This is a genomic window from Amorphoplanes digitatis, assembly GCF_014205335.1.
GTDB lineage: Bacteria > Actinomycetota > Actinomycetes > Mycobacteriales > Micromonosporaceae > Actinoplanes > Actinoplanes digitatus.
This window is the reverse complement of sequence record NZ_JACHNH010000001.1, coordinates 3,577,838-3,601,917: the sequence shown is the minus strand read 5'-3', so window position 1 is coordinate 3,601,917 and position 24,080 is coordinate 3,577,838. Positions and strand designations below refer to the sequence as shown.

Sequence of the window (24,080 nt, the reverse complement as noted above, 5' to 3'; positions counted from 1 at the left end):
GCACATCGGCAATGCGAGACGGACGGCCAGGAGGAGCCCGCCCAGACGCCGTCGCCAGACGAAACCACAAGCCAGGCCGGACCCGCCGACAGACCCCGGCCACGGCTCCTGCACCTACCTGAGCCACGCCCGACCGGCACCCGCAGCCCTACCCGCGAGCGGTGTGCCCCTGCGAAGCGCGCCAGCCGACAACCTCGTACCACCGAAGGGGCCTGTCGGAACCGCACCGGCAACCGGGCGCGGGCGGATCGACCCGCGCCGTGTCGGGATCCGTCCCTCGCCGGCGTCGGCCGTGCCGGCCCTGCGGCTGCGCCGGCCCTGCTGCCGTGCCGGCCCTACTGCCGTGCCGGCCCTACTGCCGTGCCGGCCCTACTGCCGTGCCGGCCCTACTGCCCTGCTGGCCCTTCCGCCGCGCGACCTGGATAACGAGGCCGGCGAGCACGTGGTCGCGGCGGGAACCTGGTCGGCGACGCGCCGGCATCGAGGATGGGTGGGCACGCGCGCGGTTCGGCGTGTGGTGCGGAACCGATGGCAGCATGTTCCGATGGATGCTCCGCTCGTCGCCGCCCTTTCCTCCGTCGGTGTCGCCGCGCTTACCGTCGGAGTAAACGCATTGACCACCATTACCTCACTTAAGACACAACGCGAAAACACGAGGGCGACCTTGGATTCGCAGCTTGCGCTCGTCCATCAACAGGAACAGGCTTTACGAGAACGGTCTCACGGGCAGGAATTGCGCGAGCGACGCGCGCCGATTTATGGCGCCATCGTCGAATGGACCTATGCGTTGCTCGCTGCTCTCGCCGACATGACGCCGGAGCGCCCGCAGCTCGAACGGGACAGGTGGCACATCGAGCGTGCCGTGGAGGAGGAGATCGACCTGTACGTGTCGGATCTGGTGCACATCCGGTTCACCGCGCTACGCGCGCTCCTGATCGGAGTCACGCAAGGATCGACCTCCGCGGACTCGCCGCTGCTGAGCTGGACCGAGCGCGACGGCACGATCATCGACACCCGCGAGGGGCGCACAGAGCGACTCGACGACTGGCCGGCGCGGGACCGTCTCCGACAACTCGCCACGAGCCGGGCGATCGGCCTGGTCGCCGCCATCCGCGCCGAAATGCAAGGTGTCGGGTCCAGCGGCTACTTCTACACCTACCGCCTGGACCGGGAGTAGGACCGCACTGCGCGGCGGCCGTCACCGACAAGATCAGCCGGACAGCCCGCGTGGCGGTTGGGCAGGAGGTGGATGGCCTAGTGGTCGTTCACGATGCGATTTCCACCCGGCCTCGGACCACGGGCATCCGGGCCGTTGATCCCCCGCCGTCCACACCGTCGGAGTGCGACACCGCTGCTCTGGCATTGCCGCGAGGATCGAGAGACCCCCGGACCTGCCGGGAGGATCGAGAGACCCGCCCAGCCCCGCCGGAACGATCGACAGAACCACCCAGCCCCGCCGAGACGATCGACAGAACCACCCAGCCCCGCCGAGACGATCGACAGAACCGCTCGGACCTGCCGGGATGATCGAGAACCGCGACTCATGGCCAGACTTTGCCTAGGTATCTCCGCTCTGACACGCCCGGTCGACGCCGCCTCAATTTGCCAAGGTCCTGGTCCGAGACGGCGGCGGCCCTCGGGAGAGTCCCGCGCCGCGAACGCGTGGGGCATCCCATCGGCGACAGGGAGTCGCACCACACGAGCTCAGACGTGCGGAAGAGGAGCGCGATGGACGGGCGGAGAGGTTCGATCAGCGGAACCCCGCCCACTCGCAGCAGCAGCAGCAGCAGCAGCAGCAGCAGCAGATCGAACTGATCAAGCAGAAAGTCTGGGCCCAGCGTCGACCGACGGCGCGACTACTTCCACCCATCCAAGGCTCCCGCGGCCCCACCGCGTGGGGCAATCCCGTAGATGACAGGGGCGCGTCCCCCGGGCTCAGACCTGCGGAGGAAGAGCGCGATAGGCCGGGCGCAGGGCCTCGATCAGCGGAACCCCGCCCGCTCGCAGCGGCGGCGGATCGAACTGATCAAGCAGAAGATCCGCACGCCCGACGTCGGGCGGCGGTGTGGCTACCTCCACCCATCCGAGGGTTCCCACGGCCCTCGGGCCCGCCTCGGCAGCGGAACGGGCGACAGCACCCCCGACGCCCGGCCCACCAACAGCTCCCACGCTCGCCGCCTCGGCGACAGAGCCAGCGGCAGCTCCTGCGGTCGCCGGGATCGGGGCGGTGGCTGGGTGGGTGGTGGGTGGGTTGCCCCAGAAGGTGGTGAGGTCGCCGAGGTCGTCGTCCGGGGGTTGTCGCGAGGGTGGTGGTGGGGCGTGTGCTGTGGCGCCGCGGAGTTGGCTGAGGCGGGTCAGTAGTTCGTCGCGGGAGCGGCCGCGCCAGGCGAAGGCGCCGAACGGGTCTGTCTCGAAGGAGGTGGCCAGGGCGTAGCAGGTTGCGGCGAGGTGGGCGCAGGGCATCGGCCAGCGTTCGCAGGTGCAGTCCAGTGCCACCTCGTCCAGTGACAGCGGCAGCAGTGTCAACCCGGCCCGGGCGAACACCTGCTCGATGTCCGCCGGCATGCGGCCCGCCAGCAGGTCGGCCGCGTAGCGGGCCTGGGCCGCCAGGTCGTCCTCGACGCGGGACCATTCGGCGGCGCCGAACGCGCGGACCGCGATGCGGGAGCGGAACGCCGTCGGGTCGTCCGGGCCCCTGACCTGGGCCGTCACCAGGCTGCCGGAGATGGTCAGGTGGCGCACGTGGCCGGCCCGGGCGTCGCGGCGGCCGCGGGCGAAGGTCGGTGCCATGCGCAGGGATTCGAACATGGCGATGAACGGGGCCGAGAGTCTGTCAGTCAACTACGGCCTCCGGTTCCAGGGCCAGCAGGGCGCGCAGGTCGTCGGTGCTCAGGGCGGTCAGCCAGCCCTCGCCGTTGCCGACGACGCGTTCCGCCAGTACGCCCTTGTCCGTGATCAGGCGGTCGATGCGTTCCTCGAGGGTGCCGAGGCAGACGAGGGTGTGCACCTGGACGTCGCGGTCCTGGCCGATGCGGAACGCCCGGTCGGTCGCCTGGGTCTCGGTCGCCGGGTTCCACCAGCGGTCGACGTGCACGACGTGGTTGGCGGCGGTCAGGTTGAGGCCGGTGCCGCCGGCCTTGAGCGACAGCACGAAGATGCCCGGCCGGCGGTCGGCCTGGAACGCGGCGACCATCTCGTCGCGCGCCCGGCGCGGGGTGCCGCCGTGCAGGTAGCGGACCTCGACGCCGAAGCGGGCCGCGAGGTGCGGCACCAGCATGGCGCCGAAGCGGGCGAACTGGGTGAAGCACAGCACGCTCTCGCCGTCGGCGAGCGCGGCGTCGAGGATCTGCTCCAGGCGTTCGAGCTTGCCGGAGCGGCCGGGCAGCGGCGAGCCGTCGCCGAGCAGCTGGGCCGGGTGGTTGCAGACCTGTTTGAGCTTGGTCATCGCGGACAGCACGATGCCTTTGCGGCGGATCTCGGTCTCGTCGGTGAGCCGGTCGGTCATCTCGTTGAGCACGGCCTGGTAGAGGGTGGCCTGCTCGACGGTGAGGCCGCACAGGTGCCGGGTGTGCCGCTTGTCGGGCAGGTCGTCGATCACCGCGGGGTCGGCCTTGACCCGGCGCAGCATGAACGGGCGGGTGGCGCGGCGCAGGCGGGCGGCGGCGTCCTCGTCCGCGTAGCGCTCGATGGGCACCGCGTAGCGGGCGCGGAACGAGTGGGCGCTGCCGAGCAGGCCGGGGTTGAGGAAGTCCAGGATGGACCAGAGCTCGGCCAGGCGGTTCTCGACCGGGGTGCCGGTGAGGGCGACGCGGTGCCGGGCGTCGAGGCGACGCACGGCCCGGGCGGCGGCGCTCGCGCCGTTCTTGATGTGCTGCGCCTCGTCGAGGACGACCCGGTCCCAGGGCACGGCGGCCAGCGCGTCGACGTCGCGGGTGGCCGTCGCATAGGTGGTCAGCAGCACGTCGGCGCCGTCGAGCAGGTGGGTGGGGTCGGGGCGGTCGCTGCCGTGCAGGACGCGCACCCGCAGGTCGGGCGCGAACCGGGCCGCCTCGCGCACCCAGTTGCCCAGCACCGACAGCGGGCAGATCAGCAGGGTGGGCCCGCTGTTGCGGTGCAGGAGCAGCGCGAGCAGCTGGACGGTCTTGCCCAGGCCCATGTCGTCGGCCAGGCAGGCGCCGACGCCGAGGTCGTCGAGGAAGGCCAGCCAGGAGAAACCCCTTCGCTGGTACGGCCGCAGCTCCCCGACCAGGCCACCGGGCGCGTCGAGCAGCTCGAGCCGCTCGCCGAGGCGCCCGGCGAGCAGGTCGGCGAGCCAGCCCTTGCCGTCGACGGCCGTCACCGGCAGCGGCAGCTCCTCGGGCGGCAGCAGCCGGATCATCCGCAGCGCGTCCCCGGCGGTCATGGTGCCGCCGCCGCGCCGCAGGAACTCGAGCCCGGCGCGCAGGCGGCCCGCGTCGAGGTAGACCCACCGGCCGCGGAGCCGCACCAGCGGCACCTTCGCCCGCGCCAGCTCGGCCAGCTCGGCCTCGGTCAGGGCGCGGCCGCCCAGCGCGAGGCCCCAGTTGTAGCCGACGATGCTCGCCAGGTCGGCCGCCTCGTCGCGCAGCACCGGCGCGACCTCCTCGCGGCCGCGGACCTCCAGGGACAGGCCGAGGCGCTGCGGCTCGCGCCACCAGGCCGGCAGCAGGACGCCGTAGCCGGCCTGCTCGAGCAGGGTCGCGTGGCTCAGGAAGCGGTAGGCGCCCTCGGTGTCCAGGACCAGCTCGGCGGGGCGGGCGGTGCGCAGGGCCGCGTCGAGGTCGCCGAAGAGCCGGGCCGCCCGGCCGAGCCCGGCGATGAGCCGCTCCTGCGGATGGTGGGTCCAGCGCCGCAGCGGTGCGCTGCGGTCGCGCCACACGTCGGCGGCAGTGACCAGCAGGCTGGGCTCGTCGACCGGTTGCAGCAGGAACTCGAGCAGCCACGCGTCGCCGTCGGCGGCCGGCTCGGGCACGCCGGTGGCGTCGGGCTCGTCGGGCTCGAGCTCGGGCAGGAAGGTGAGCCGGAAGCAGACGCGCACGGCGGCGCCGCGGGTGGCCTCGGCGTGCCAGGCGTCCAGGGCGTCGGCGAGGGTGTCCAGCTCGCCGGCGGGCGGTGGGTCGAACTCGGGCTCCGCGGACAGGGCGGCGAGCCAGGCGGCGCCGCCGAGTTCGACGCCGGCCTCGGCGAGCCGGGTGCGGACCAGGCCGTCGACGAGCCGGTGCAGCGCGGCGTGCAGGACGTCGGCGGCCGGCAGCCCGCCGACGTCGCCGGGCCGGGCGCGCTCGGCACGGCAGGCGGGCGGCATGCGGCGCAGCAGGTCGGCGTGGCGGGCCGCGTCGGTGCCGGTCAGCACGGGCCGCCACACGGCCCGGGGCCGGGTGCCCGCGGCGTGCACGGCGGGCAGCACCCGGCCGCGGGCGACGAGGTCGGCCGCGAAGGCGCAGACCTCGGCGAGGTAGGCCAGCGACGGCGCGGTGCGCGCGCCGTAGTCGTCCGCGAGGTCGTCGGTGACGAACGCGACGGTGGTGGCGGGCACCCGCCAGGGGCGCAGCCGGGGCCGGCCGCGGCGCGGCGGGAGCCCAAGCTGCGGGGACGGCAGCGGCCCGGCCGAGGTGGAGGGCAGCATCAGCGTCGCCGCGCGGTCACCGCCGGGCAGCGCGAGCGCCCGGGCGTGCGCACCGCCGCGGGCGGCCGGGGCGGCCGCGGGGGTCTCGTCGGTCTCGGCCCAGACGGCCAGGGTGCCGTCGCGCGCGATGAGGCCGTGCGCCACCACCGTCACGTGAGCCGCCAGACGATGTCCGGCGGCCGGACCCGGGCGCAGCGCGGCCCGCCCCGGTCGTCGGTGAGGCCGAGCCGGCCGACGAGCGGCCCGGCGCCGTCGTGCGCACCGCGCAGCATCGGTGTGGGTATGTCGCCGAAGAGCAGCTTGGCCCGCCGGAACATCGCGAACGTCTCGCCGTCGACGGCGCCCCAGCTGAGGTAGAGGAAGCGGGCGCCGGGCCGGCCGTGCACGTATGGCCCGCCGACGTCGAGCAGGCCGTCGACCTCGCGGCTGGTCACCTCGACGTCCCAGGTGGCGCCGGCGGCGCCGGCCGGGACCCGTCCGATCACCTCGCTCCCCCGTTGCACGCCGACGTGCACGTTGCCGCGGCGCAGCGCGTCGGCCTGCTCGCCGGGGCGCTGCCCGGGCAGGTCGCTGCCCTCGATCCGGATGTGCACGCCCTGAACTCTAGGCCCGGGCACCGACACTTCAGACCACGGACAGGCTCCGGTCACCGGTGCGCACCGGGAAGCGGATCGGGCCGCGCACGATGCTGGAGGCGCGGCGCCGCAGCACGCCGGCCCGGCGCAGGTCCGGCATCCGCTCCGCCAGCTTCTGCAGGGCGACCGTCGCCTCGAGCCGCGCGAGGGGCTGCCCGATGCAGTAGTGGATGCCGCTGGAGAAGGCCAGGTGATCGGCGCCCGGCGCACGCCCGATGTCGAACGTGCCCGGGTCGGCGAACGCCTCGGGGTCGCGGTTCGCGGCGCCGATCAGCGTCACCACGAACTGGCCCCGGCGTACGCGGTGGCCCTCCAGGTCGAGGTCCGTGAGCGCGCAGCGGGCCGTACGCTGCACCGGCGGGTCGTACCGCAGCGTCTCCTCGACCGCGGCCGGCGCCAGCCCGGCCGGATCCGCGACCAGCGCCGCCCACTGCTCCGGGTGGTCGAGCAGCGCGTTCACCGCGTTGCCGATCAGGTTGACCGTCGTCTCGAAGCCCGCGACCAGCAACAGGTTGCACATCGGCACCATCTCGCGCGGCTGGATCTGTTCGCCCTCCGCCGCCACGATCCGGCTGATCAGGTCGTCCGCGGGCTCGCGGCGGCGCAGCACGAACAGCTCCTCGAAGATCTCCCGCAGCGCCCGGTTCGCCGATCTCAGCCGGGCCGCGTGCGCCGGCGAGCGGACGCCGTCGAGCGCGCCGCCGATGATCGTGCCGTAACGGGAGAACCGCTCGGCGTCGGCATCCGGTACGCCGAGCAGGTCGGTGATGACCCCGATCGGCAGCGGCGCGGCGAGCGCCGGTACGAGGTCGAACTCCCGCGCCGCGAGCGCGGCGTCGAGCAGGTCGTCGACGGTGCGCTCGATCCGCGGCCGGTAACCGGCCATCTGTTTCGGGCTGAACGCGGGCTGCGCCAGCCGGCGCAGCCGGGTGTGGTCGGGCGGATCCCGGTCGAGGAACGACATGTCGAACGAGTCGGCGACCGACGGCGGTGCCGACGGGTCCAGGTTGGCGGCGCTCACGCCGAAGCGCCGGTCGCGCAGCACGGCGCTGCAGATCCGGTGGCTTGTCGTCGCCCAGTTGCCGAGGCGGGTCGGTCCGAAGCGGGGCATGCCGCGGTAGATCGCGTACGGGTCGTCGCGGCCGGGCCGCAGGTGCAGCAGCGCCATCGGGTCGCGGCGCACGTAGCCGTGGTAGAGGAAGTCGAGCCGGCGCGCGTACAGCCCGGCGGAGAACCTGACCGCGCGTCCGAGGTCAGCCATGGTCGCGAAGCCAGGCGTCGATCAGCCCGTTGAAGTGGCCGAGGAAGCGCTCGTGCTCATGCGGCGGGTACATCTCCCGGACGGTACTGCCCAGTAGCAAGCGGAACTCCTCCGAGCCGATCCAGTCGGCGACCACGTCGTCGACGTGCCCGAGGTGCTTGGCGCAGAACTCCTGGTAGCGGTCGATCTCGAAGTAGTCGTCGGCGAGCCGGCGGTAGCCGTCCAGCTTCTCGGCGTACGACAGCGACGGGTCGTCGGCGATCGCGAAGTACCGGGAGGTGTCGGTGTCCAACCTGGGCTTGCGGCCGGTGACCACGCAGTAGACGGTCCAGCGCAGCAGCGCCGACATCGCCCACGGGAAGTAGTAGTGCAGCGAGGTCACCGCCACGTCGGGGCAGGCGTTCGCGTAGTCGATGGGGTGCACGTCGGTGCCGCGGATCAGCGTCTCGCAGCTGTTGAACTCCCACCGGAAGAACGCGTTGACCACCCGGGAGATGGCCACCACCTCGTCGCCGACCGCCGGGGTGAGGAAGTCGTGCTCCACCGCGTACCGCTCGTGCATGGGCAGTTCGGGGCGGAACTTCATCACCATGGTCTCGGGGCCGATGGTCAGCGACCGGGCGAAGACGTCGTAGTCCTCGATGGCCGCCTGCAGGTGCATGAGCCGCTCACCGGACGCGTCGTAGGCCGCGTGCAGCTCGCCGACGTCGCGGATCCGGGAGACGCCGACCCAGGCGCCGCCGTCGTACGGCTTCATGTACATCGGATAGCCAACGGACTCGGCCAGCGCCTCGAGGTCGAACGGCTGGTTGTAGCGCCCCGACGTGTACGCGTACCGGGAGTTGTCCAGGGGGTTCTTGAACGGCACCAGCACCGTCTCCGGCACCTTGAGCCCGAGCCGCATCATCGCGCAGTACGCGGCGTGCTTCTCCATGGCCTGGAACGTGAACGGGCTGTTCAGCAGGTACACGTCGTCCATCAGCGCGATCTTCTTGAGCCACTCGCGCGGGTGGTAGTACCAGTAGGCGAGCCGGTCGATGACCAGGTCGTGGCGCGGCGAGTCGCGCAGGTTGAACGGCTCGATGGTGACCCGCACGCTGCGGGTGACGTGCGTGCGGCCCTGGTCGTCGGTGACCGCGCCGATCCGGCGCAGCATCGCCTCGTACGCCCGTGGCCAGTCGTCCTCGGTGCCCAGCAGCAGTCCGATGGTGTGCTCGACGTCGGCCATTGGCGCCTCCCGCTAGATGAACACCTTCTGGAGCAACCTGGTCAGGTCCGGATCGAGGGCGTCGCGCCACCCGGTCCAGTTGTGCGCGTCGGGAACCTCGCTGAAGCTGACGGTGTAGCCCTGCCGGCCCAGTACCGCGGCCATGTCGCGATTGTTCGCCAGGTTCTCCTCGACCGCACCACAGGTGAGCGCCGCCGGTACGCCGGCGTCGAAGGCCGCGTCGCGCCGGACCCGTCCGGTGAACCGGACGATGCGCAGGTAGCGCCGGAACCCGGACTCCTGCCGGTCGAAGCGCGGCTGGAAGAAGCTGCCCGATTGCAGGAACAGCGCGGCGAAGCGCTCCGGATGGCGGCGCTGCGCGTGCAGCATGGCCAGGGCGCCGAGGCTGGCGCCGGCGCCGACCACGGGCCGGTCGGTGCCGAGCTCGGCGGCCAGCTTCGGCAGGACGTCGCGCGCCAGCGCCTTGGCGTACGCCGGACTGGCCGAGTACCACTCGAAGCGCTCGCCGGGCGGCAGCAGCACGAGGTGGTACGGCGGCACCCGCCCCGCACCGATCATGGCGCCGGTGTAACGGCCGATCTCGCCGTACCGGAGGAAGTCGGGTCCGTCGTGCGCGACCAGGACCCGATCGGTGCGGGTGTCCGGCGACCAGATCCGGGCGATCATCTCGCCGCGGACGGCCGGCAGCGGCAGGTAGACCTCCCGCCACCGGCCGGCGGCCTGCGGCAGGTGCAGCCAGTCGGGCTCGCGGTAGTCGGGGCACCAGAGCACGGAGGACTCGCCGCTGCGGCGCGGGTTGTCGGGGTCGCAGACGATCTCGTTGGAGCCGTCCGGATGGCCGAGCTCCAGGTGGTACTCGACGCGCCGCACGGGCGGGCGGGGCAGCCGCAGCTCCCAGCTGCGCCGCTCGGCGTCGTAGCTGAACTCGCCGCTCGCGGCCCCGGATCTCAGCCGTACGGACTTGAGCCGGTGCTCGTGATCATGGAGCCGGAAGCAGATCTCGGCGTTCCCGCACCACGCCCCGACCGCCGGTTCCATGACGGCACCATAACCGGCGCAGGGCCCGGTCGCCCACGGGGCTATGGAGTGTATGTCTGCGGGCGGGAGGAACCGGGCGGCAGGCCGAACATCTCGGCCAGGCCGGTGATCCGCAGTTGCCGGTGCACGAAGTCGCTCGGGTTGCGCAGCAGGAACCGGGTGCCGGTGTCGCGGGCGGCGTTGTAGCCGGCCACCAGAGCGCCGACGCCCATCGAGTCCATGAAGGTGACGAAGGTAAGATCGACGATCATCATCACCGGGCGCTCCGCCTGCAGGGTGCCGAGCACCGCCCTGCGCAGCGCGTCCACAGTCGCCGCGTCGAGGGAGCCGCGGATCTCGACCACGATCGCGCCGTCCGCCTGGCGCCGTGTGGTCATCACGGCCTCGCCCATGTACCCCGACCTCCGAACACGGTAGCCCGTCGGCCCACGGTACAACGCCCTCCGGTGCCCCCGCAGGCTGCCCGCTGTTTCCGTGACCAGGGCGGACACCACGTCCGCCTCAGAGCGTCACGAGAAAATCACGCATCGACGGCATCAACAGAGACCACTGCGGGAAAGTAGGCAGCATCCGGCGGATCCGCTGGTGGGAGGCGCGCAGCCGACGCATGTGGAGGATGGTCTCAGCATGGTGAATGGTTCGAACCCACGCCCGGGAATCTTCGCGATCCGCGACGTACGGTCGCTGATCTCCGAGACCACCGAGGAGGGCCACGGGCTCAGGAAGGCCGTCAGCGCCACCCACCTGACCGCCATGGGCGTCGGCGCGATCATCGGCACCGGCATCTTCGTGGTGATCGGCGAGGGCGCCTCGGTGGCCGGCCCCGCGGTCATCCTCTCCTTTGTGCTGGCCGCGGTCGCCTGCACGTTCTCCGCACTTTCCTACGCCGAACTGGCCTCGTCCATCCCGGTCTCCGGCAGCGCGTACACCTACACCTACGCCACGCTCGGCGAGATCGTCGCCTGGATCATCGGCTGGGACCTGATCCTCGAGTACGGCGTCTCGGTGGCCGCGATCGCGGTCGGCTGGGGCGGCAACCTCAACGCGTTCCTCGACGCCGCGTTCGGGGTTGCCCTGCCGGACGCCATCTCCAAGTCACCCGAGGACGGTGGCGTCTTGAACCTGCCCGCCGTCTTCATCGTCCTGGCCATCACGCTGCTGCTGGTGCGGGGCGTCACCGAGAGCGCCCGGGTCAACCTGGTAATGGTCGGGGTCAAGCTGACGGTGCTGCTGTTCTTCATCGTCGTGGCGCTCTTCAACTTCGGCACCGGCAACTTCCACCCGTTCGCGCCGTCCGGTGTCGACGGGGTCACCTCGGCCGCCGCGATCATCTTCTTCGCCTACATCGGCTTCGACGCGGTCTCCACCGGCAGCGAGGAGGCCCGCAACCCGGCCAAGGACCTGCCGCTGGCGATCATCGGCTCGCTGGCCATCTGCACGGTCTTCTACGTGCTGACCGCGGTCGGCGCGATCGGTATCGCCACCCCGGAGCAGCTCGCGGGGAGCGACGCGCCGCTGGCCGCGGCCCTCGACCAGGGCGCCGGCATGAGCTGGGCGGCCTCGATCCTCGCGCTCGGCGCGGTCGTCGCCATCACCAGCGTCGTCCTGGTCATCCTGTACGGCCAGACGCGCATCTTCTTCGCCATGTGCCGCGACGGCCTGCTCCCGGAGAAGCTGGCAACGGTCAACCAGCGGTACGGCACCCCGGCGCGGCTGACCATCGGCCTCGGCGTGCTCATCGCGATCCTCGCGGCGCTGGTGCCGCTCTCGGAGATCGTCAAGCTCGTCAACATCGGCACGCTGTTCGCGTTCGTGCTCGTCAACATCGGTGTGATCATCCTGCGCCGGACCCGGCCGGACATGCCCCGGCCGTACCGGGTGCCGTGGTCGCCGGTGCTGCCGATCCTCGGCGTGCTCTTCGCGGTCTACCTGATGTCGGACCTCCCGCTGAGCACCTGGATCCGCTTCGTGGTCTGGTTGATCATCGGCCTGGCCATCTATTTCCTGTACGGCTACCGCCACTCCCGGTTGCGCCGGGCCCCGGCGCCGGGCGGGGAGCCCCGGTGAGCGCCCCGGTCATCGTCGGCGTCGACGGCGGCGAGGCGTCCGAGGACGCCCTGCGGCTCGGCCAGTGGACGGCGCAGACGCTGGACGCCCCGCTGATCGTCGCGGTCGTGCATCCGGCGCCGTCCGCGCTCGGCTCGGGCCGGGTCGACGCCGAGTGGGTGGCCGACCGGCACCGGGCCGCCACGGCGGTGCTCGACGGCGCCCGCACGGTGCTCGCCGGCGCGACCGGCGACATCGCGTACCGGGTGGTCGCCTCCACCTCGGCGGCACACGGCCTGCACGATCTCGCCGAGGAGCTGTCGGCGGAGGTGATCGTCGTGGGTTCCGGGCGGGCCGGCAGCCGGCACCGGCTCTTCGCGGGCAGCACCGCCGAGCGGCTGCTGGCCGGCAGCGTCTGCCCCGTCGCGGTCGCGCCGGCCGCGATGGAGACGCCGCCGGGCGCGCTGGGCCGCGTCGGCGTCGCCTACGTGGACACCCCCGACGGCCGGGCGGCGCTCGCGGCGGCGGCCCGGCTTGCGGCGCGCACCGGCAGCCCGCTGCGGCTGTACACGGTGGTCGCGGATGCCGACGCCACAATGCCGTTCCTGGTCGGGCAGGACGCCGAGCACGCGTTCCTGGAGACCGCCCGGGAGACCTACGAGCTGGCGCTGAGCCGGGCGGCCGAGTCCGCGGCGGGCGTGGAGACCGACTGGGAGATCCGGGTCGGCGACGTGGTCGAGTCGCTCGCCGACCTGGACGACGTGGACGTGCTGTTCTGCGGCTCGCGCGGCTACGGCCCGGCACGGCGGGTGCTGCTCGGCGGGGTCTCGGCCCGGCTCGTGCGCCGCGCCCGCCGCCCGGTGGTCATCGTCCCGCGCAGCGCCGCCGGTCAGACCTGAGCCACGGCCGCTCGCCGCCGCACACCGCGGATCAGCAGGTAGCCGACCATCCACAGCTCGCCGACGGACGCGGGATAGGTGAGTGCCTCGGCGAGGACCTGCGCGCCGGGAGCGAGGTAGGCGACGAACGCGCTGAGCACGTACCCGGCGCCGCCACCGACGAGGAGCCGGCCCAGGGCACTGGGCATCCAGCCCGACCGCAGGACGCACCAGCCCATCGGGATCAGCCACAGGCCGAAGAACAGCGCTCCGACACCCCACAGGTTCTCGTTGAGCAGGTGCAGAACCTGGACGGTGGCCACCGGGTCGCCGACCGGATCGGCCGCCACCTCGACCGCCGTGGCCAGCAGTGCCGTGCTCATGACGCCCACGACCGCGTTGACCAGCCCGAAGGCGGCGATCCCGCTCGCGGCGAAGGAGTCAACGGTGCGGAACAGGCGGTAGAACCAGGCCGCGGCGAGGGTCTGTGTGACGACCATGCCCAGGTACAGCGCGATGCCCCAGCGGGCCGGCGAATCGTGCGCGACCAGGTTGGCCATCGTCGCGGTGGGATCGTCGGCGTCGAAGAGCCGCGGGCGGATGACGATGAACCCGAGCACACTGGTGATCGCGTTGCCGAGGTAGAACAGCCCGGTGATGCGGGCGGTACGATTCAGCCCTTCTGGTTGCATGATCCCTCCTCGATTTCGTCTATTCGTGGGTCTCCGGGTATCCGAAGACGTCGTCGAGCGGCACCCCGAACACCCGCGCGATCTGGAAGGCCACCTCCAACGACGGCGAGTAGCGGCCCTGCTCGATCGCGATGACGGTCTGGCGGGTCACCCCGATGCGGTCGGCCAGCTCCGCCTGGGTCATCTCCCCGTGCGCGAAGCGCAGCGCCCGGATCGAGTTGGTCACCCTTGTCGGTTTGCCCACGCCTACCAGCCCCGCCGGTACACGACGATCTTCACGACCGACGAGGCCAGCGCGGCCAGGACGAACGCCAGGTAGAGCGCGTGGGCGATCCAGAAGTGCGCGACCTCCGCCATCGCCAGGACCAGCGGCACGATCGCGGCGCCGCTCATGACGTAGAACGCGACGTACTCGCCCCGCCGGTTGATCTCCCGATCGCGCTCGTCGGTCCGGTCCGCGTCCCGCGGCGAGGCCACGGCGACCACGATGGCCAGCACGATGCCCACGCCGATCCCGATGCCGATCGAGGCGAGCATCGGCACCACGTAGGCGATCTCCGCCACGTCCGCACCCGGCACCTTGGACAGGACGAACGCGAGGTAGACGACCGGGACGACGAACCCGACCAGTGCGGAGATCCAGGCGCGCTTCTCCTCGGAGGCCATGTCCCGCTCCCATGTATAAAAAGTTTGACATCCCGAAGGTAAAGTCACTTTGACATGGTGTCAAGGATTTTTGACATGGCGCGATGCCGGGTGCGATAGCGTTCCGCCGCGCACTCGTCGCTGCTGCCGCTGCTGGTGCGCAGCGGCTTCGACATACACAGGGCCAACGCCCGGCTCGCCACCCGGATGGCCGACCGGCCGGCCGGCGAGCTCGCCGCGCTGCTGCGGGCGAACGCGGAGAATCCGTTCCGCCCGCCGATCGTCGGTTACCCGGGGCAGCTCACCGATCTTCAGGTGCACGGGCAGGACATCCGCAGGCTGCTCGGCCTGCCTCATGATCTCCGACCGGACCGCCTGCGGGTGTCGCTGGACTTCCTGGTGGGCGGCCGCGCCGTGGGTTTCCTGCCGAAGCGCCGACCGGCCGGCCTCCGTTTCGAGGCCACCGACGTGGACTGGTCCTGGGGCGGCGGCCCGCTCGTCCGGGGCACGGCCGAGGCGGTGATGCTCGCGCTGACCGGTCGCCGGGCCGTGCTGGCGGAGCTGTCCGGCGACGGGGTCGCCGAGCTGCGGTGCCGCGTCGAGGGTTCGGCGCCGGAACGGCGGACGCGCCGATAGTCAGGCGCGGTGCCGGCCCGGGCGGTCGTCGTGGTGCGGCGGGGGCGCGGCGGGCAGGGCGGCGCTCGTCGGTGCGGCCGCGGCGCGCGCGTCCCACGGCGGCACCCTGGACGGTCGCGGCGTCGCGGCGGGGTCGACGAGCGGGACGTACACCCGGGCGTCGACGGCCTCGGCGAGCAGCAGCGCCGCGACCAGCGCGGTCGGCCGCTCGGCCGGGTCCCGGTGCAGGCAGCGCGAGCAGAGGTCGAGCACCTCGGTGGCGAGCCCGTCGATGTGCGGCAACGGCTCCGGGTCCAGGTGGCGCTGCGCGTGCACCATTTCGGTGTTTCCGGCCGCCGTCCAGGGCAGCCGGCCCGAGAGGCAGTGGTAGAGCAGCACGCCGAGGGAGTACATGTCGGACGCGGGGGTCGCGGGCAGGCCCGCGAAGCGCTCCGGCGCGACGTAGGCCGGCGTGCCCATGACCGGCCCGTCGGGGTCCGGGTCGTGGCTGCCCACCGCGGCCGCGATGCCGAAGTCGAGCACCTTCGCGCCGGCCGGGGTGAGCATGACGTTCGCGGGCTTGATGTCGCGGTGCACGACCCGCTCCGCGTGCGCCGCGGCGAGGGCCGCGGCCACCTCGGCGCAGATCCGGACGGCGATGCGCCAGTCGAACAGCCCGGCGTCGAGGTGCGCGCCCAGGGTCTGCCCCTCGACCAGCTCCATGACGATGTACGGCACCTCGCGATCCGGTGCCGGCGAGGTGCCGAAGTCGTGCACGCCGGCGACGTTCGGGTGCGCGAGCCGCGCGGCGGACCGGGCCTCGGTGCGGACCAGGTCGACCCCGCAGACCCGGCCGAGGGTGCCCTCGACCGCCGGCGCCATGATCTTGACGGCGACGGGCCGGTCGAGCACCCGGTCGTGTCCGCGCCACACCTCGGACATGCCGCCGACGCCGATGCGTCGTTCGAGCCGGTACCGCCCGCCCAGCGTTCGCATCGCGCTCCCCTGTCGCACCCACGGCGCAGCCCGCGCCGTGGTCGCCGGGTCTCTACCCGGCGGCCCGCCGGGTAAAACGCTCCGTCAGTCCTCGACGACGACGATGTGCTCGTCGACGTCGGCGCCCGTACCGATGCGGGTGGACACCTGGGACGCGATCCGGCGGGTCAGCAGCTTGCGCAGGCCGGAGCGGCGCAGCGCCGTCAGGGTGGGCCGCGACGCCCGGCGCATCCGGACCGCCTGCTCGCGGACCGCGGGCTCGATGAGCGGAAAGTCCATGTAGACCGCGCGGTTCTCCGGCGAACCCAGGTAGGCGAACGCCGCCGAGTCGGCGAGGGTACGCATGGGCGCGCCGATCATGCCGATGTTGCGGTACGCGCCGCGGTCGAGCATCGACACCGCGTGCCGCACGCCGCGGCGACGGCCGATCACCAGGAACGTGCGGTAGAGCATCGAGCTGACCAGCAGCGACGACCGTCCACCGCGGTACTGCGGCAGCACCGCGAGGGTCGCGCAGTCCCAGACCCGCTCGCCGTTCATGCCGTGCGCGGCGAGGATGGTGCCGACGTCGACGCCGATGTGCTGGGGCGCGTCGTCGATGGTCTTCACGCCGGCGCCGTTGCCCTCGATCATGCGGGCCACGCCCGCCGGGACGCCCCGGCGCCGGTCGATCACCACGAAGAACAGGCTGTTCGCCTCGTACGGGCCATACTCGGCGGCCATGACCGCGGCGTCGTTGCCGAACGACTCCTCGAAGACCCGGCGCTCGAGTGCGCGGCCGACGCGGGCGAGTTCGGTGTCGGGACCGACGACCGCCGTCACGAAACGGCCGGTGCCGGCCGGGTGCGCGGCCAGGAACTCCGCGGTGATGCGCTGCATCCCGGCGGCGTCGAGGTCGTAGCGGACGGTCGTCGTGGTCATGCTCAGAACTCCTTCGAGACGATCTCGGTGGTCTTGAAGTAGTCCTTTGTGAAGTCGAGGACGACCTGCGGGTCGAACGCCTTGCAGGTGTAGATGTCGACGCTGAAGAACGAGATCGGACGCTCCCACGAGTAGAAGTGCGCGCCGGAGGTCTCCCAGTGGATCCAGCCGGCCCAGCCGTACAGCTCGCTGACGTGCGTCACCGGCTCGATGATCGTGATCATGTCGGTCACGTCCGAGAGCTTCTTCAGATAGTCCTTGATGTGCTCGTCGGTGATCACGAACGTCGGGTAGCCCTCGACGACCATGCGCTGGCGGGTGATGGTCGGGGCGAGGTCCTTGAAGCCGAGCATTTTCGTGGTGCCTTCCGGTGCAGGGGGATCGGGAGCGGTGCGGTTCACCAGGAGGGGGCCGTGCTGGGCCGCGGCTTGCTGCCCACGACCTGCTTGCGTTGACCACCGTTCACTCTGGGTGATTCCTTGTCATCACGCTTCGTGGTACTCGATGTCGTGATCGACGGCATTTCGGTTCCTCCGTGGTGGCAGATGCAGCGGGTTTGAGGCTTTCCGGGTAGAAGCCCGACTCGCTCGCTTCTGTCACCAAATCTAGCAAAGAGTTACGCAGGGTCAACTGACCGCAAAGGCGGGGTGACAAGCGCCGGCCGGAGTCCCCCGACTGACCGAACGATCGAGGTGCCGCAACAACGACCCCTCCAGCCCTGTCCGGCCCCGTGGGTTTCGCCCATAAATGCAGGTGAGCGCCGATCAACGACACGCCCGGACAGTCGAACACGATCGAGCAGCAAGGCGCCCGCAGGGCATAAGACGTCTATGTCCGACTAGTCCGAGTGGCGCGGGTCACCTGCAACGTCGTCACATTGCGTGATTCCTGGGGTGCAGGCCGGTTAGATCTCTACAACCCGGAGCGCCGTCACTACCTTCTGTAGCTGCTTCGCGGGAACGCTCACGCACCGCTTTGCGCTGCGACAACCCGGGTCGCTCAGGAACGGTGGCCGGCGCGAACGAGGTGAGGCCGGGTGCGCGCGCGGGGCCGGCCCGGGTCGGATCCGGTGCGGCGTGGACCCGCCGCCGACGTCGGAGGACCGGAGGGGATACAGAAATGGCGGAGCCCGTCCTCGTGGGACGGGCTCCGCCATTACGGTCTCGCTATAGACCCGCCGTTGATGGTGGCGGGCGCCGGAGACCGGGCTTTTGTGTGTCTGACGCTAGGACAAGTCGATCACGACGCGCACCGCAGGCCCCGCCGAGGTGATCGTGCTCTCAGGGCCGTCACCCGCACTCGTCAGGCGGGTTCCGTGCGCAGGTCGTGTGCGCCGTCCTCGCGGGTCGCCTCGTAGTAGATCCGCTGCCGGCCGTCGGGCATGGTGACCAGGCTCAGGTAGCGCAGGCCGTTCGGGGCGTGCGGGCTGCCGACGGGCTCGCCGTCCTCCGCGGTCAGCTCGCCGAAGCTGCCGTCCGGCAGCCGCACGCCGCGGGCGGTGCCGGTGCGCTCCTCCCAGTTCTCCCCCGCCGTGGCGCGCCCGTCGTAGGCGGCCACGATGGAGTCGCCGTCGACCGACACCGAGGAGATCCGCACGCCGCGGGCGTCCCAGCGACCCGGGCGCCCGGCGAGCGCCGTGCCGCGCCAGGTCCAGTGCACGCCGTCGGGGCTCGTCGCGTACTGCGTCGTCATGCGGTCGGCGTCGTCCCAGGACTCCAGCGGGTGCACCGACGCCCAGAGGTGCCAGCCGTGTTCGTCGTGGTGCAGCACCGGGTCCTTGACGCCGGCGGTCTCGTCCCCGGCGAGCACCGTGATCGGCGTGGCGGTGGCCAGCCCTTCGGGGGTGCCGGCCTCGAGCAGGTCGACCCGCCAGTGCTTGGTGCCGGGGGTGGCGGCGCTGACGTAGAGCCGCCACCGGCCCTCCGGCGTACGGACCAGGGCGGGGCGTTCGAGCGACTCCGCGCCGAAGCCGTCCTTTCCGATCTCGGCGACGACGGTGAAGCGCAGGCCGTCGGCGGAGCGGGCGACGACATTGGAGATGCCCCGCCCCTCGCCGATCGGCAACCGCAGGCGGTACGCGAGGTAGACCTCACCGTCCGCGACGATGGCCGACGGTGCGCCCGCCCATGCTCCCGGTTCGTCTCCGGGCGGCTCGACCACCACCGTCGCGTCCTCCCAGCGAGGCAGGGGCAGGGCCTGGATTCCGATGGACAAGGCGGCTCCGTTTCGTGACGTCAGCGGCACAGCGAAGAGTGTCGGCTCAAGTTTGGCTGATCTATGGGGAAGATAGGGATTACGACGCGCGGGCGTGTCGGTCGACCGACATCCAGTCGTCGTAGCGCTCGCCGGTGACGTCCTGCAACAGCGCGATGTCATCGGCGAAGAGCGGCAGCAGCGCGGCACGCTCCTGCTGGGTGGTCACCGGGCGGGCGCCGCGCTTGCGGTGCAGCAGGGTGAGGATCGGCCCGCGCGCCGCGAGCCGCAGCGGCACCGGGAAACGGTGCCCGAACCGCCCGCCGGTGCGGAGCAGGCCGCGCGCCACCCGGTTGACGCCGTTGTCCTCGACGACGTGCCGGTTCACGTTCTCCTTCGGGATCTCCCGGAGCACCCCGGACTGTACGCCGAGGAAGTCGCAGACCCGGTCGAGCGTCGCGGCCGGCGCGTCCTTCAGCTCGCGGTAGCGCAGCAGCAGCACCTGCTCGCGGGGGAACACCTTGTACAGGTGCTGCACCTGGCGGCCGTACAGGCCGAGGCTGATGTAGTGCCAGAAGTCCGCCCAGCCGTCGGCGCGGCGCCGCTGCTCGGCGCCGCAGGCGGTGAGGAAGTCGGCCTCCGGCTCGAGGCCGGCGTTCCACAGGTGCGTCCAGTTGGAGTGCGCCCGGTCCACCGGGTCGCGCAGGAGCAGGATCAGCTTCGCCGACGGCACCAAGGCGTGGATGCGGTCGTGCGCGCCGTGGTCGTACAGGTAGAAGGGTGTCGCCTCGCCCCGCAGCGTGCCCGCCGGCGCGGGCGCGAAGAGCGCCTCGTAATCGTCGCGGCGCCACACGTGTTCCTGGTAGGTCTGCACGTCGCCGGGTCCGCCCGTGCGCGGCGGCGGCCCGTCGGTGAGGAAGAACTTCGGCTCCTTCACCGTGGGCAGGAACAGGCCCGGATGGCGGACCAGCGCCGCGTGCAGCGCGGTGGTGCCCGCCTTGGGGACGCCGGCGATCAGGAAGTCAGGGAGTGCCATGGGGGGTCCCTCCTCGCGCGGTGCGGCGCGCCGCACGAGGTGCGCGGCACCCCGCATTAGTGGCACTTAGCCTACAGAAGAAGTAGGCATTCTCCACCGCCGTCCCTCCTGGCGGGAGCGGTGAAACATCGCCGAAATCAGGCGCGCCGGTGCCACCAGCGGCGCCGTCGGAAGCGGGGGCAGACCCCCGGGCCGCAGAAGGTGCAGTCGGTGCCCGCGCGGTGGTGTTCGTGCGCGTTTCGCTGATGGCCGCAAACACACAGCGCTTCGGCCGCGGTCACCGGTTCACCCACAGTGCCGTCGACCGTGCGTCACGTCGCGGGGCCGGCGTGCGGGTCACGGTGTCAACCTATCCATCGACGTGCTATCCGCGCGCCCGACCCCCGATATAACTGTTCTGCACCCCAGGTTTCACTCTCTGTGACAACACTGAGAGTGATCCCCGTCACATCGTAAAAATCCGACATTGGCTTTATGTGCTGTTCCCTGTCCGGGGCTGACGGGTTCCGCCGGAATGGCACCGGGCGACCATTCTCAGGCCCGGCGTGCCTCAATGTCCGTTACTGAATGTAACGGCTGGGACTGATGGACATTCCTGTTGCCCATGTGAATAACCCCTGGTCATTCGATTGGCCGGGGTTCACCGCACGGATATCGTCACCCTGGCTCTTCGGTTAGTTGACCCTACGTAGCCCTCGGCTAGATTTGTCGTCAGAAGCGAGCGACTGAGTTTCTGCCCCCGGAAACAACCGATTCGGTCGCATCCGCCGCCCCAGGAGGGACCCACATGCAGCACCTTTCGTCCTCAAACAACACGGCGAGTAACGACAACTCATCACCGACGGTGAGCGTCGTGATCCCGGCGCTGAATGAGGAGCGGAACCTGCCGCACGTGTTCGCCAAACTTCCTGAGGGCGTCAGCGAGGTGATCGTGGTCGACGGCGGCTCCCAGGACCGCACCGTCGCGGTGGCCCTCGAGCTGCGGCCGGACGCGGTGATCGTCCAGCAGACCCGTACCGGCAAGGGCAACGCGCTGGCCTGCGGCTTCGCCGCCTGCACCGGCGACATCATCGTGATGATCGATGCCGACGGCTCGACCGACCCGGCCGAGATCCCGAGCTTCGTCGCCGAGCTCGTCGCCGGCGCCGACTTCGTCAAGGGTTCGCGCTTCGCCAAGGGCGGGCACAGCCACGACATCACCCCGCTGCGCAAGCTCGGCAACGACGGCCTCAACCTCGTGGTGAACGTCCTCTTCGGAACCCGGTTCACCGACCTCTGCTACGGCTACAACGCGTTCTGGCGCCGGGTCGTGCCGACCCTGGCCCTGCCGGACCCGACGCTGCCGCGCCCGGTCGACGGCAGCAAGCTCTGGGGCGACGGCTTCGAGATCGAGACGATGATCAACATTCGGGCCGCCGCCGACGGGATGAAGGTCGGCGAGGTGGGCAGCATCGAGCACGCCCGGATCCACGGCCAGAGCAACCTGAACACCTTCCGCGACGGCTTCCGCGTGCTGCGGACCATCTTCAGCGAGTACGGCCGGATGCGCCGGATGCGCCGCAACCCCGCCGGCGACCAGGGCGTCATCGTGCACCAGCACCCGACCGCCCGGCCCGCGAACACCACGCCGGCGCGTCCGCTGAACAAGGTCGTCAACCGGCCGCCGGCCACGGGTGAGCCCCGCCGGCACGTCGCGCAGTCCAGCCGCGCCCGCCGCGACGAGGTCGGCACCCGCCGCACCGACGACATCCGGGCCCTCCAGGCCCGCGCCACCCGCGAGGACTGAGCTCTCCCGCTCCGCAGTCCTGCTCCCCCACCCCGCCCGAGGAGTACCAAGCGTGGAATCCACCCCCCGCCCCGCCGTCAGCATCGTCATACCGACCCACAGCGAGCAGCGCTGGCCCGCGCTGGTGCGCACCGTCGCCTCCGCCCGGTCGCAGACGTACGCACCCGCCGAGATCGTCGTCGTGGTCGACCACAACCCGGCCCTGTTCCGCCGGGCCCGGCGCGACCTGGGCGGCGTGACCGTCCTGGAGAACCTCTACGCACAGGGCGTCTCCGGCAACCGCAACACCGGCGCGTTCCACACCAGCACCTCGCTTATCGCGTTCCTCGACGACGACACGGTCGCCGGCCCCGACTGGCTGGCCGGCCTGGTCGCGCCGTTCGCGGACCGGGAGGTCGTCGGCACCGGCGGCGGCATCCAGCCCGCCTGGGAGCGCACCGAGCCCGCCTGGATGCCGGCGGAGTTCCTGTGGGCGGTCGGCGGCTCGTACGCGGGTATGCCGACCAGCACCGCGCCGATCCGCAACGTGTGGTCGGCCAGCATGGTGGTGCGCCGCGAGACGTTCCTGGCGGTCGGCGGCTTCCGGACCGGCTTCGGCAAGCTCGGCAACCAGAACCGGCCCGAGGACACCGAGCTGTGCCTGCGGATGAGCGCGCTCGCCGGCGGCCGGTGGATGTACGTGCCGCACGCGACAATTCGGCACGAGGTACCAGCAACCCACTCAACCTTCGGATACTTCCTGCGCCGCTGCTACGCTGAGGGTCGCGGCAAGGTCGCGATGGCCGGGCTGCTCAACGGCTCGCAGAGCCTCGGCTCCGAGCAGGCTTACCTGCGCTCGCTGCCCGGGGCGGTGTTCCGCAACCTGGCCGCCGCCACCCGCGGCCGGGGCACGCACCACCTGCTCAAGGCCTGCGGCGTGCTCGCCGGGGTCACCGCGGCCGCCGTCGGCGGTGTCGTCGAGACGTTCGCGGCCCGCCGCACCGTCCCGGCCGGACTGGCCCGATGACCGCGGGGGTGAACGGTGTCGGCATCAACGGCAAGGTCTGGGTTCCCGAGCAGCGCGTCGACGAGATGATCACGCCGCCGGCCTTCGAGCCCAGCGGCGAGGTGCTGCCCGCGACCGTGCTCGACCTGGATCTCTCCGAGCCGCTGCCGGTGGTCGCCGGCGTCGGCGCGGACCACCGCCGGGTCCTGCAGGCCTGGGTGCTCGTCCGGCTCTTCACCGAGCCGATCGGCACCGTGCTCATCGACGTACCGACCCGGGGCCTGCGGCCCGCCGAGCTGGCGGCCGCGATCCAGGCCGAGCTCGGCACGGCGCTGGCGCCGCGGCTCGCCGGCCTTGGGCTGGCCACGCTGCCGATCGACGGCATCACGCCGGCGACCGAGCCGGCCTTCCTGGCCCGGCGCCGCGAGGTGCTCGCCGAGGCGCCCCCGATCACCGTGGTGATCTGTACCCGGGAGCGGCCCGGCGCCCTGGCCCGCTGCCTGGACAGCCTGCTCGCGCAGGCGTACCCGGACTTCCGGGTCCTGGTCGTCGACAACGCACCGGTCACCGGCGCGACCGCCGAGGTGGTCCGCGCCGCGGCCCGCCGCGGCAACGTCGACTACCTGGTCGAGCCGCGCGGCGGCCTCTCCTTCGCCCGCAACGCCGCCGTCGCTGCCGCGCCCGGCGAGATCCTGGCCTGGATCGACGACGACGAGTACGCGGACGTCAACTGGCTCGCCGAGGTCGCCCGGGCCCTGGCCGACCACCCCGAGGCGGACGTCGTCTCCGGCGTGATCGTCCCCGCCGAGCTGGAGACACAGGCGCAGCTCTGGTTCGAGCAGTTCGGCGGGCACAGCAAGGGCCGCGGCTTCAAGCCGGACGTGTTCAGCCCCGCGACCGCGCACATCCAGAGCCCGCTGTACCCGCTGCCGCCGTTCGGCACGGGCGCGAACATGACCTTCCGCCCGGGAGTCATCGAGCGCATCGGCGGCTGGGACACCGCGCTCGGCGCCGGCACGCCGGCCATGGGCTCGGAGGACACCCTGGCGTTCACCCAGGTCCTGGTCGGCGGCGGCACGATCGTCTACCAGCCGACCGCGGTGACCCACCACTACCACCGGCGCGACCTCGAGGGCCTGCACAAGCAGATGGTCGGGTACGGCGCCGGGCTGACCGCCGCGTACACGAGCCTGCTGATGAAGCGCCCGGGCCTGCTCTGGCCGCTGCTGCGGCTGGCGCCGGGTGCCCTGCGCGACCTCACCAGCAAGGACAGCCTGCGGGTGTCGACGCTGCGCGACGACTTCCCCCGGGAGCTGCTGACGGCCAACCGCCGCGGCATGCTGGCGGGTCCGCGCGCCTACCTGAAGGGCCGGCGGGCCGCCCGGGCGAAGGCCCGCGGCGACCGCTGATCGCGCCGAGTCGGCCGTTCACCGGAAAGTTCCCAGCTCACGCGGCATTCTCGGTCCAGAGGACCTGTATGT

22 protein-coding genes are annotated in these 24,080 nt (G+C 71.8%); 7 read left to right on the top strand and 15 right to left on the bottom strand.

What is annotated here, in order from left to right; all coding sequences use genetic code 11:
• Positions 1-544 precede the first annotated feature (544 nt).
• Positions 545-1,177, top strand: a complete 633-nt coding sequence (locus tag BJ971_RS15540; RefSeq protein ID WP_184993742.1) for a hypothetical protein — start codon at positions 545-547, stop codon at positions 1,175-1,177.
• 758 nt (positions 1,178-1,935) lie between these two features.
• Here BJ971_RS15540 and BJ971_RS15535 read toward each other — a convergent pair.
• From BJ971_RS15535 to BJ971_RS15505, 7 genes are read right to left on the bottom strand one after another with little or no spacing between them, the layout of a single operon-like run.
• Complete coding sequence (locus BJ971_RS15535; protein WP_239087268.1) at positions 1,936-2,841, bottom strand: SWIM zinc finger family protein; 906 nt, start codon at positions 2,839-2,841, stop codon at positions 1,936-1,938.
• Positions 2,834-5,797: a DEAD/DEAH box helicase gene (locus BJ971_RS15530; protein ID WP_239087269.1), complete on the bottom strand. Its 2,964-nt coding sequence runs from the start codon at positions 5,795-5,797 to the stop codon at positions 2,834-2,836. Before BJ971_RS15530 ends, BJ971_RS15535 begins: the two co-directional genes overlap by 8 nt.
• Positions 5,794-6,237, bottom strand: a complete 444-nt coding sequence (locus BJ971_RS15525) for a DUF5990 family protein (RefSeq protein WP_184993740.1) — start codon at positions 6,235-6,237, stop codon at positions 5,794-5,796. Before BJ971_RS15525 ends, BJ971_RS15530 begins: the two co-directional genes overlap by 4 nt.
• A 31-nt stretch (positions 6,238-6,268) precedes the next feature.
• Positions 6,269-7,540, bottom strand: coding sequence for a cytochrome P450 (locus BJ971_RS15520; protein WP_184993738.1), 1,272 nt, complete (start codon positions 7,538-7,540; stop codon positions 6,269-6,271).
• Positions 7,533-8,768, bottom strand: coding sequence for an ATP-grasp domain-containing protein (locus BJ971_RS15515; protein WP_184993736.1), 1,236 nt, complete (start codon positions 8,766-8,768; stop codon positions 7,533-7,535). Before BJ971_RS15515 ends, BJ971_RS15520 begins: the two co-directional genes overlap by 8 nt.
• A 12-nt stretch (positions 8,769-8,780) precedes the next feature.
• Positions 8,781-9,806, bottom strand: a complete 1,026-nt coding sequence (locus BJ971_RS15510) for an alpha/beta hydrolase (RefSeq protein WP_184993734.1) — start codon at positions 9,804-9,806, stop codon at positions 8,781-8,783.
• Between the two features lie 41 nt (positions 9,807-9,847).
• Positions 9,848-10,183 (bottom strand): STAS domain-containing protein, encoded by a 336-nt coding sequence (locus BJ971_RS15505; RefSeq protein ID WP_239087270.1) that lies wholly within the window; start codon positions 10,181-10,183, stop codon positions 9,848-9,850.
• A gap of 250 nt (positions 10,184-10,433) precedes the next feature.
• Between BJ971_RS15505 and BJ971_RS15500 the strand changes: the two genes are divergently transcribed.
• A complete protein-coding gene (locus BJ971_RS15500; protein WP_184993730.1) occupies positions 10,434-11,873 on the top strand; it encodes an amino acid permease in 1,440 nt (479 codons plus the stop codon).
• A complete protein-coding gene (locus BJ971_RS15495; RefSeq protein ID WP_184993728.1) occupies positions 11,870-12,751 on the top strand; it encodes a universal stress protein in 882 nt (293 codons plus the stop codon). The genes BJ971_RS15500 and BJ971_RS15495 overlap by 4 nt, the downstream gene beginning before the upstream one ends.
• Here the strand turns inward: BJ971_RS15495 and BJ971_RS15490 are convergent.
• The 3 genes from BJ971_RS15490 to BJ971_RS15480 are packed head-to-tail and all read right to left on the bottom strand — an operon-like array spanning position 12,742 to position 14,088.
• A complete protein-coding gene (locus BJ971_RS15490) occupies positions 12,742-13,422 on the bottom strand; it encodes a DUF4386 domain-containing protein (RefSeq protein ID WP_184993725.1) in 681 nt (226 codons plus the stop codon). The genes BJ971_RS15495 and BJ971_RS15490 overlap by 10 nt on opposite strands.
• 19 nt (positions 13,423-13,441) lie before the next feature.
• Positions 13,442-13,666 (bottom strand): helix-turn-helix transcriptional regulator, encoded by a 225-nt coding sequence (locus BJ971_RS15485; protein WP_184993723.1) that lies wholly within the window; start codon positions 13,664-13,666, stop codon positions 13,442-13,444.
• A 2-nt stretch (positions 13,667-13,668) separates the two neighbouring features.
• Positions 13,669-14,088: a hypothetical protein gene (locus BJ971_RS15480; protein ID WP_184993721.1), complete on the bottom strand. Its 420-nt coding sequence runs from the start codon at positions 14,086-14,088 to the stop codon at positions 13,669-13,671.
• 135 nt (positions 14,089-14,223) lie between these two features.
• Here BJ971_RS15480 and BJ971_RS15475 point away from each other — a divergent pair, with 135 nt between their 5' ends.
• Positions 14,224-14,703: a maleylpyruvate isomerase family mycothiol-dependent enzyme gene (locus BJ971_RS15475; RefSeq protein ID WP_184993719.1), complete on the top strand. Its 480-nt coding sequence runs from the start codon at positions 14,224-14,226 to the stop codon at positions 14,701-14,703.
• On the opposite strand, the gene BJ971_RS15470 is transcribed toward BJ971_RS15475, so the two are convergent.
• From BJ971_RS15470 to BJ971_RS15450, 5 genes are all read right to left on the bottom strand, one after another.
• Positions 14,704-15,678 carry a serine/threonine-protein kinase gene (locus BJ971_RS15470; protein WP_184993717.1) on the bottom strand — a complete coding sequence of 325 codons (975 nt, stop codon included), beginning with the start codon at positions 15,676-15,678 and terminating at the stop codon, positions 14,704-14,706.
• An 84-nt stretch (positions 15,679-15,762) separates the two neighbouring features.
• Positions 15,763-16,599, bottom strand: coding sequence for a hypothetical protein (locus BJ971_RS15465; RefSeq protein WP_184993715.1), 837 nt, complete (start codon positions 16,597-16,599; stop codon positions 15,763-15,765).
• Between the two features lie 2 nt (positions 16,600-16,601).
• A complete protein-coding gene (locus tag BJ971_RS15460) occupies positions 16,602-16,952 on the bottom strand; it encodes an S-adenosylmethionine decarboxylase (RefSeq protein ID WP_184993713.1) in 351 nt (116 codons plus the stop codon).
• A 949-nt stretch (positions 16,953-17,901) separates the two neighbouring features.
• The gene (locus BJ971_RS15455; RefSeq protein ID WP_184993711.1) at positions 17,902-18,813 is read right to left on the bottom strand and encodes a hypothetical protein; all 912 of its coding nucleotides are present in this window, start codon (positions 18,811-18,813) and stop codon (positions 17,902-17,904) included.
• A gap of 79 nt (positions 18,814-18,892) precedes the next feature.
• On the bottom strand, positions 18,893-19,828 hold the full coding sequence (locus BJ971_RS15450; protein ID WP_184993709.1) for a sulfotransferase domain-containing protein: 936 nt from the start codon (positions 19,826-19,828) through the stop codon (positions 18,893-18,895).
• Positions 19,829-20,615: 787 nt separating this feature from the next.
• Between BJ971_RS15450 and BJ971_RS15445 the strand changes: the two genes are divergently transcribed.
• Genes BJ971_RS15445 through BJ971_RS15435 form a run of 3 tightly spaced genes read left to right on the top strand, consistent with a single transcriptional unit; the run spans position 20,616 to position 24,008 of the window.
• Positions 20,616-21,614 carry a glycosyltransferase family 2 protein gene (locus BJ971_RS15445; RefSeq protein ID WP_184993707.1) on the top strand — a complete coding sequence of 333 codons (999 nt, stop codon included), beginning with the start codon at positions 20,616-20,618 and terminating at the stop codon, positions 21,612-21,614.
• 52 nt (positions 21,615-21,666) lie between these two features.
• Positions 21,667-22,620: a glycosyltransferase family 2 protein gene (locus BJ971_RS15440; protein ID WP_184993705.1), complete on the top strand. Its 954-nt coding sequence runs from the start codon at positions 21,667-21,669 to the stop codon at positions 22,618-22,620.
• Positions 22,617-24,008: a glycosyltransferase gene (locus BJ971_RS15435; protein ID WP_275411361.1), complete on the top strand. Its 1,392-nt coding sequence runs from the start codon at positions 22,617-22,619 to the stop codon at positions 24,006-24,008. The genes BJ971_RS15440 and BJ971_RS15435 overlap by 4 nt, the downstream gene beginning before the upstream one ends.
• Positions 24,009-24,080 lie beyond the last annotated feature (72 nt).

Bases quoted from the DNA above. Each gene is read 5' to 3' on its own strand.
- BJ971_RS15540 (WP_184993742.1), top strand. From the start codon at position 545: ATGGATGCTCCGCTCGTCGCCGCCCTTTCCTCCGTCGGTGTCGCCGCG.
- BJ971_RS15520 (WP_184993738.1), bottom strand. From the start codon at position 7,540: ATGGCTGACCTCGGACGCGCGGTCAGGTTCTCCGCCGGGCTGTACGCG.
- BJ971_RS15515 (WP_184993736.1), bottom strand. From the start codon at position 8,768: ATGGCCGACGTCGAGCACACCATCGGACTGCTGCTGGGCACCGAGGAC.
- BJ971_RS15510 (WP_184993734.1), bottom strand. From the start codon at position 9,806: ATGGAACCGGCGGTCGGGGCGTGGTGCGGGAACGCCGAGATCTGCTTC.
- BJ971_RS15505 (WP_239087270.1), bottom strand. From the start codon at position 10,183: ATGACCACACGGCGCCAGGCGGACGGCGCGATCGTGGTCGAGATCCGC.
- BJ971_RS15500 (WP_184993730.1), top strand. From the start codon at position 10,434: ATGGTGAATGGTTCGAACCCACGCCCGGGAATCTTCGCGATCCGCGAC.
- BJ971_RS15490 (WP_184993725.1), bottom strand. From the start codon at position 13,422: ATGCAACCAGAAGGGCTGAATCGTACCGCCCGCATCACCGGGCTGTTC.
- BJ971_RS15480 (WP_184993721.1), bottom strand. From the start codon at position 14,088: ATGGCCTCCGAGGAGAAGCGCGCCTGGATCTCCGCACTGGTCGGGTTC.
- BJ971_RS15470 (WP_184993717.1), bottom strand. From the start codon at position 15,678: ATGCGAACGCTGGGCGGGCGGTACCGGCTCGAACGACGCATCGGCGTC.
- BJ971_RS15465 (WP_184993715.1), bottom strand. From the start codon at position 16,599: ATGACCACGACGACCGTCCGCTACGACCTCGACGCCGCCGGGATGCAG.
- BJ971_RS15460 (WP_184993713.1), bottom strand. From the start codon at position 16,952: ATGCTCGGCTTCAAGGACCTCGCCCCGACCATCACCCGCCAGCGCATG.
- BJ971_RS15450 (WP_184993709.1), bottom strand. From the start codon at position 19,828: ATGGCACTCCCTGACTTCCTGATCGCCGGCGTCCCCAAGGCGGGCACC.
- BJ971_RS15445 (WP_184993707.1), top strand. From the start codon at position 20,616: ATGCAGCACCTTTCGTCCTCAAACAACACGGCGAGTAACGACAACTCA.
- BJ971_RS15435 (WP_275411361.1), top strand. From the start codon at position 22,617: ATGACCGCGGGGGTGAACGGTGTCGGCATCAACGGCAAGGTCTGGGTT.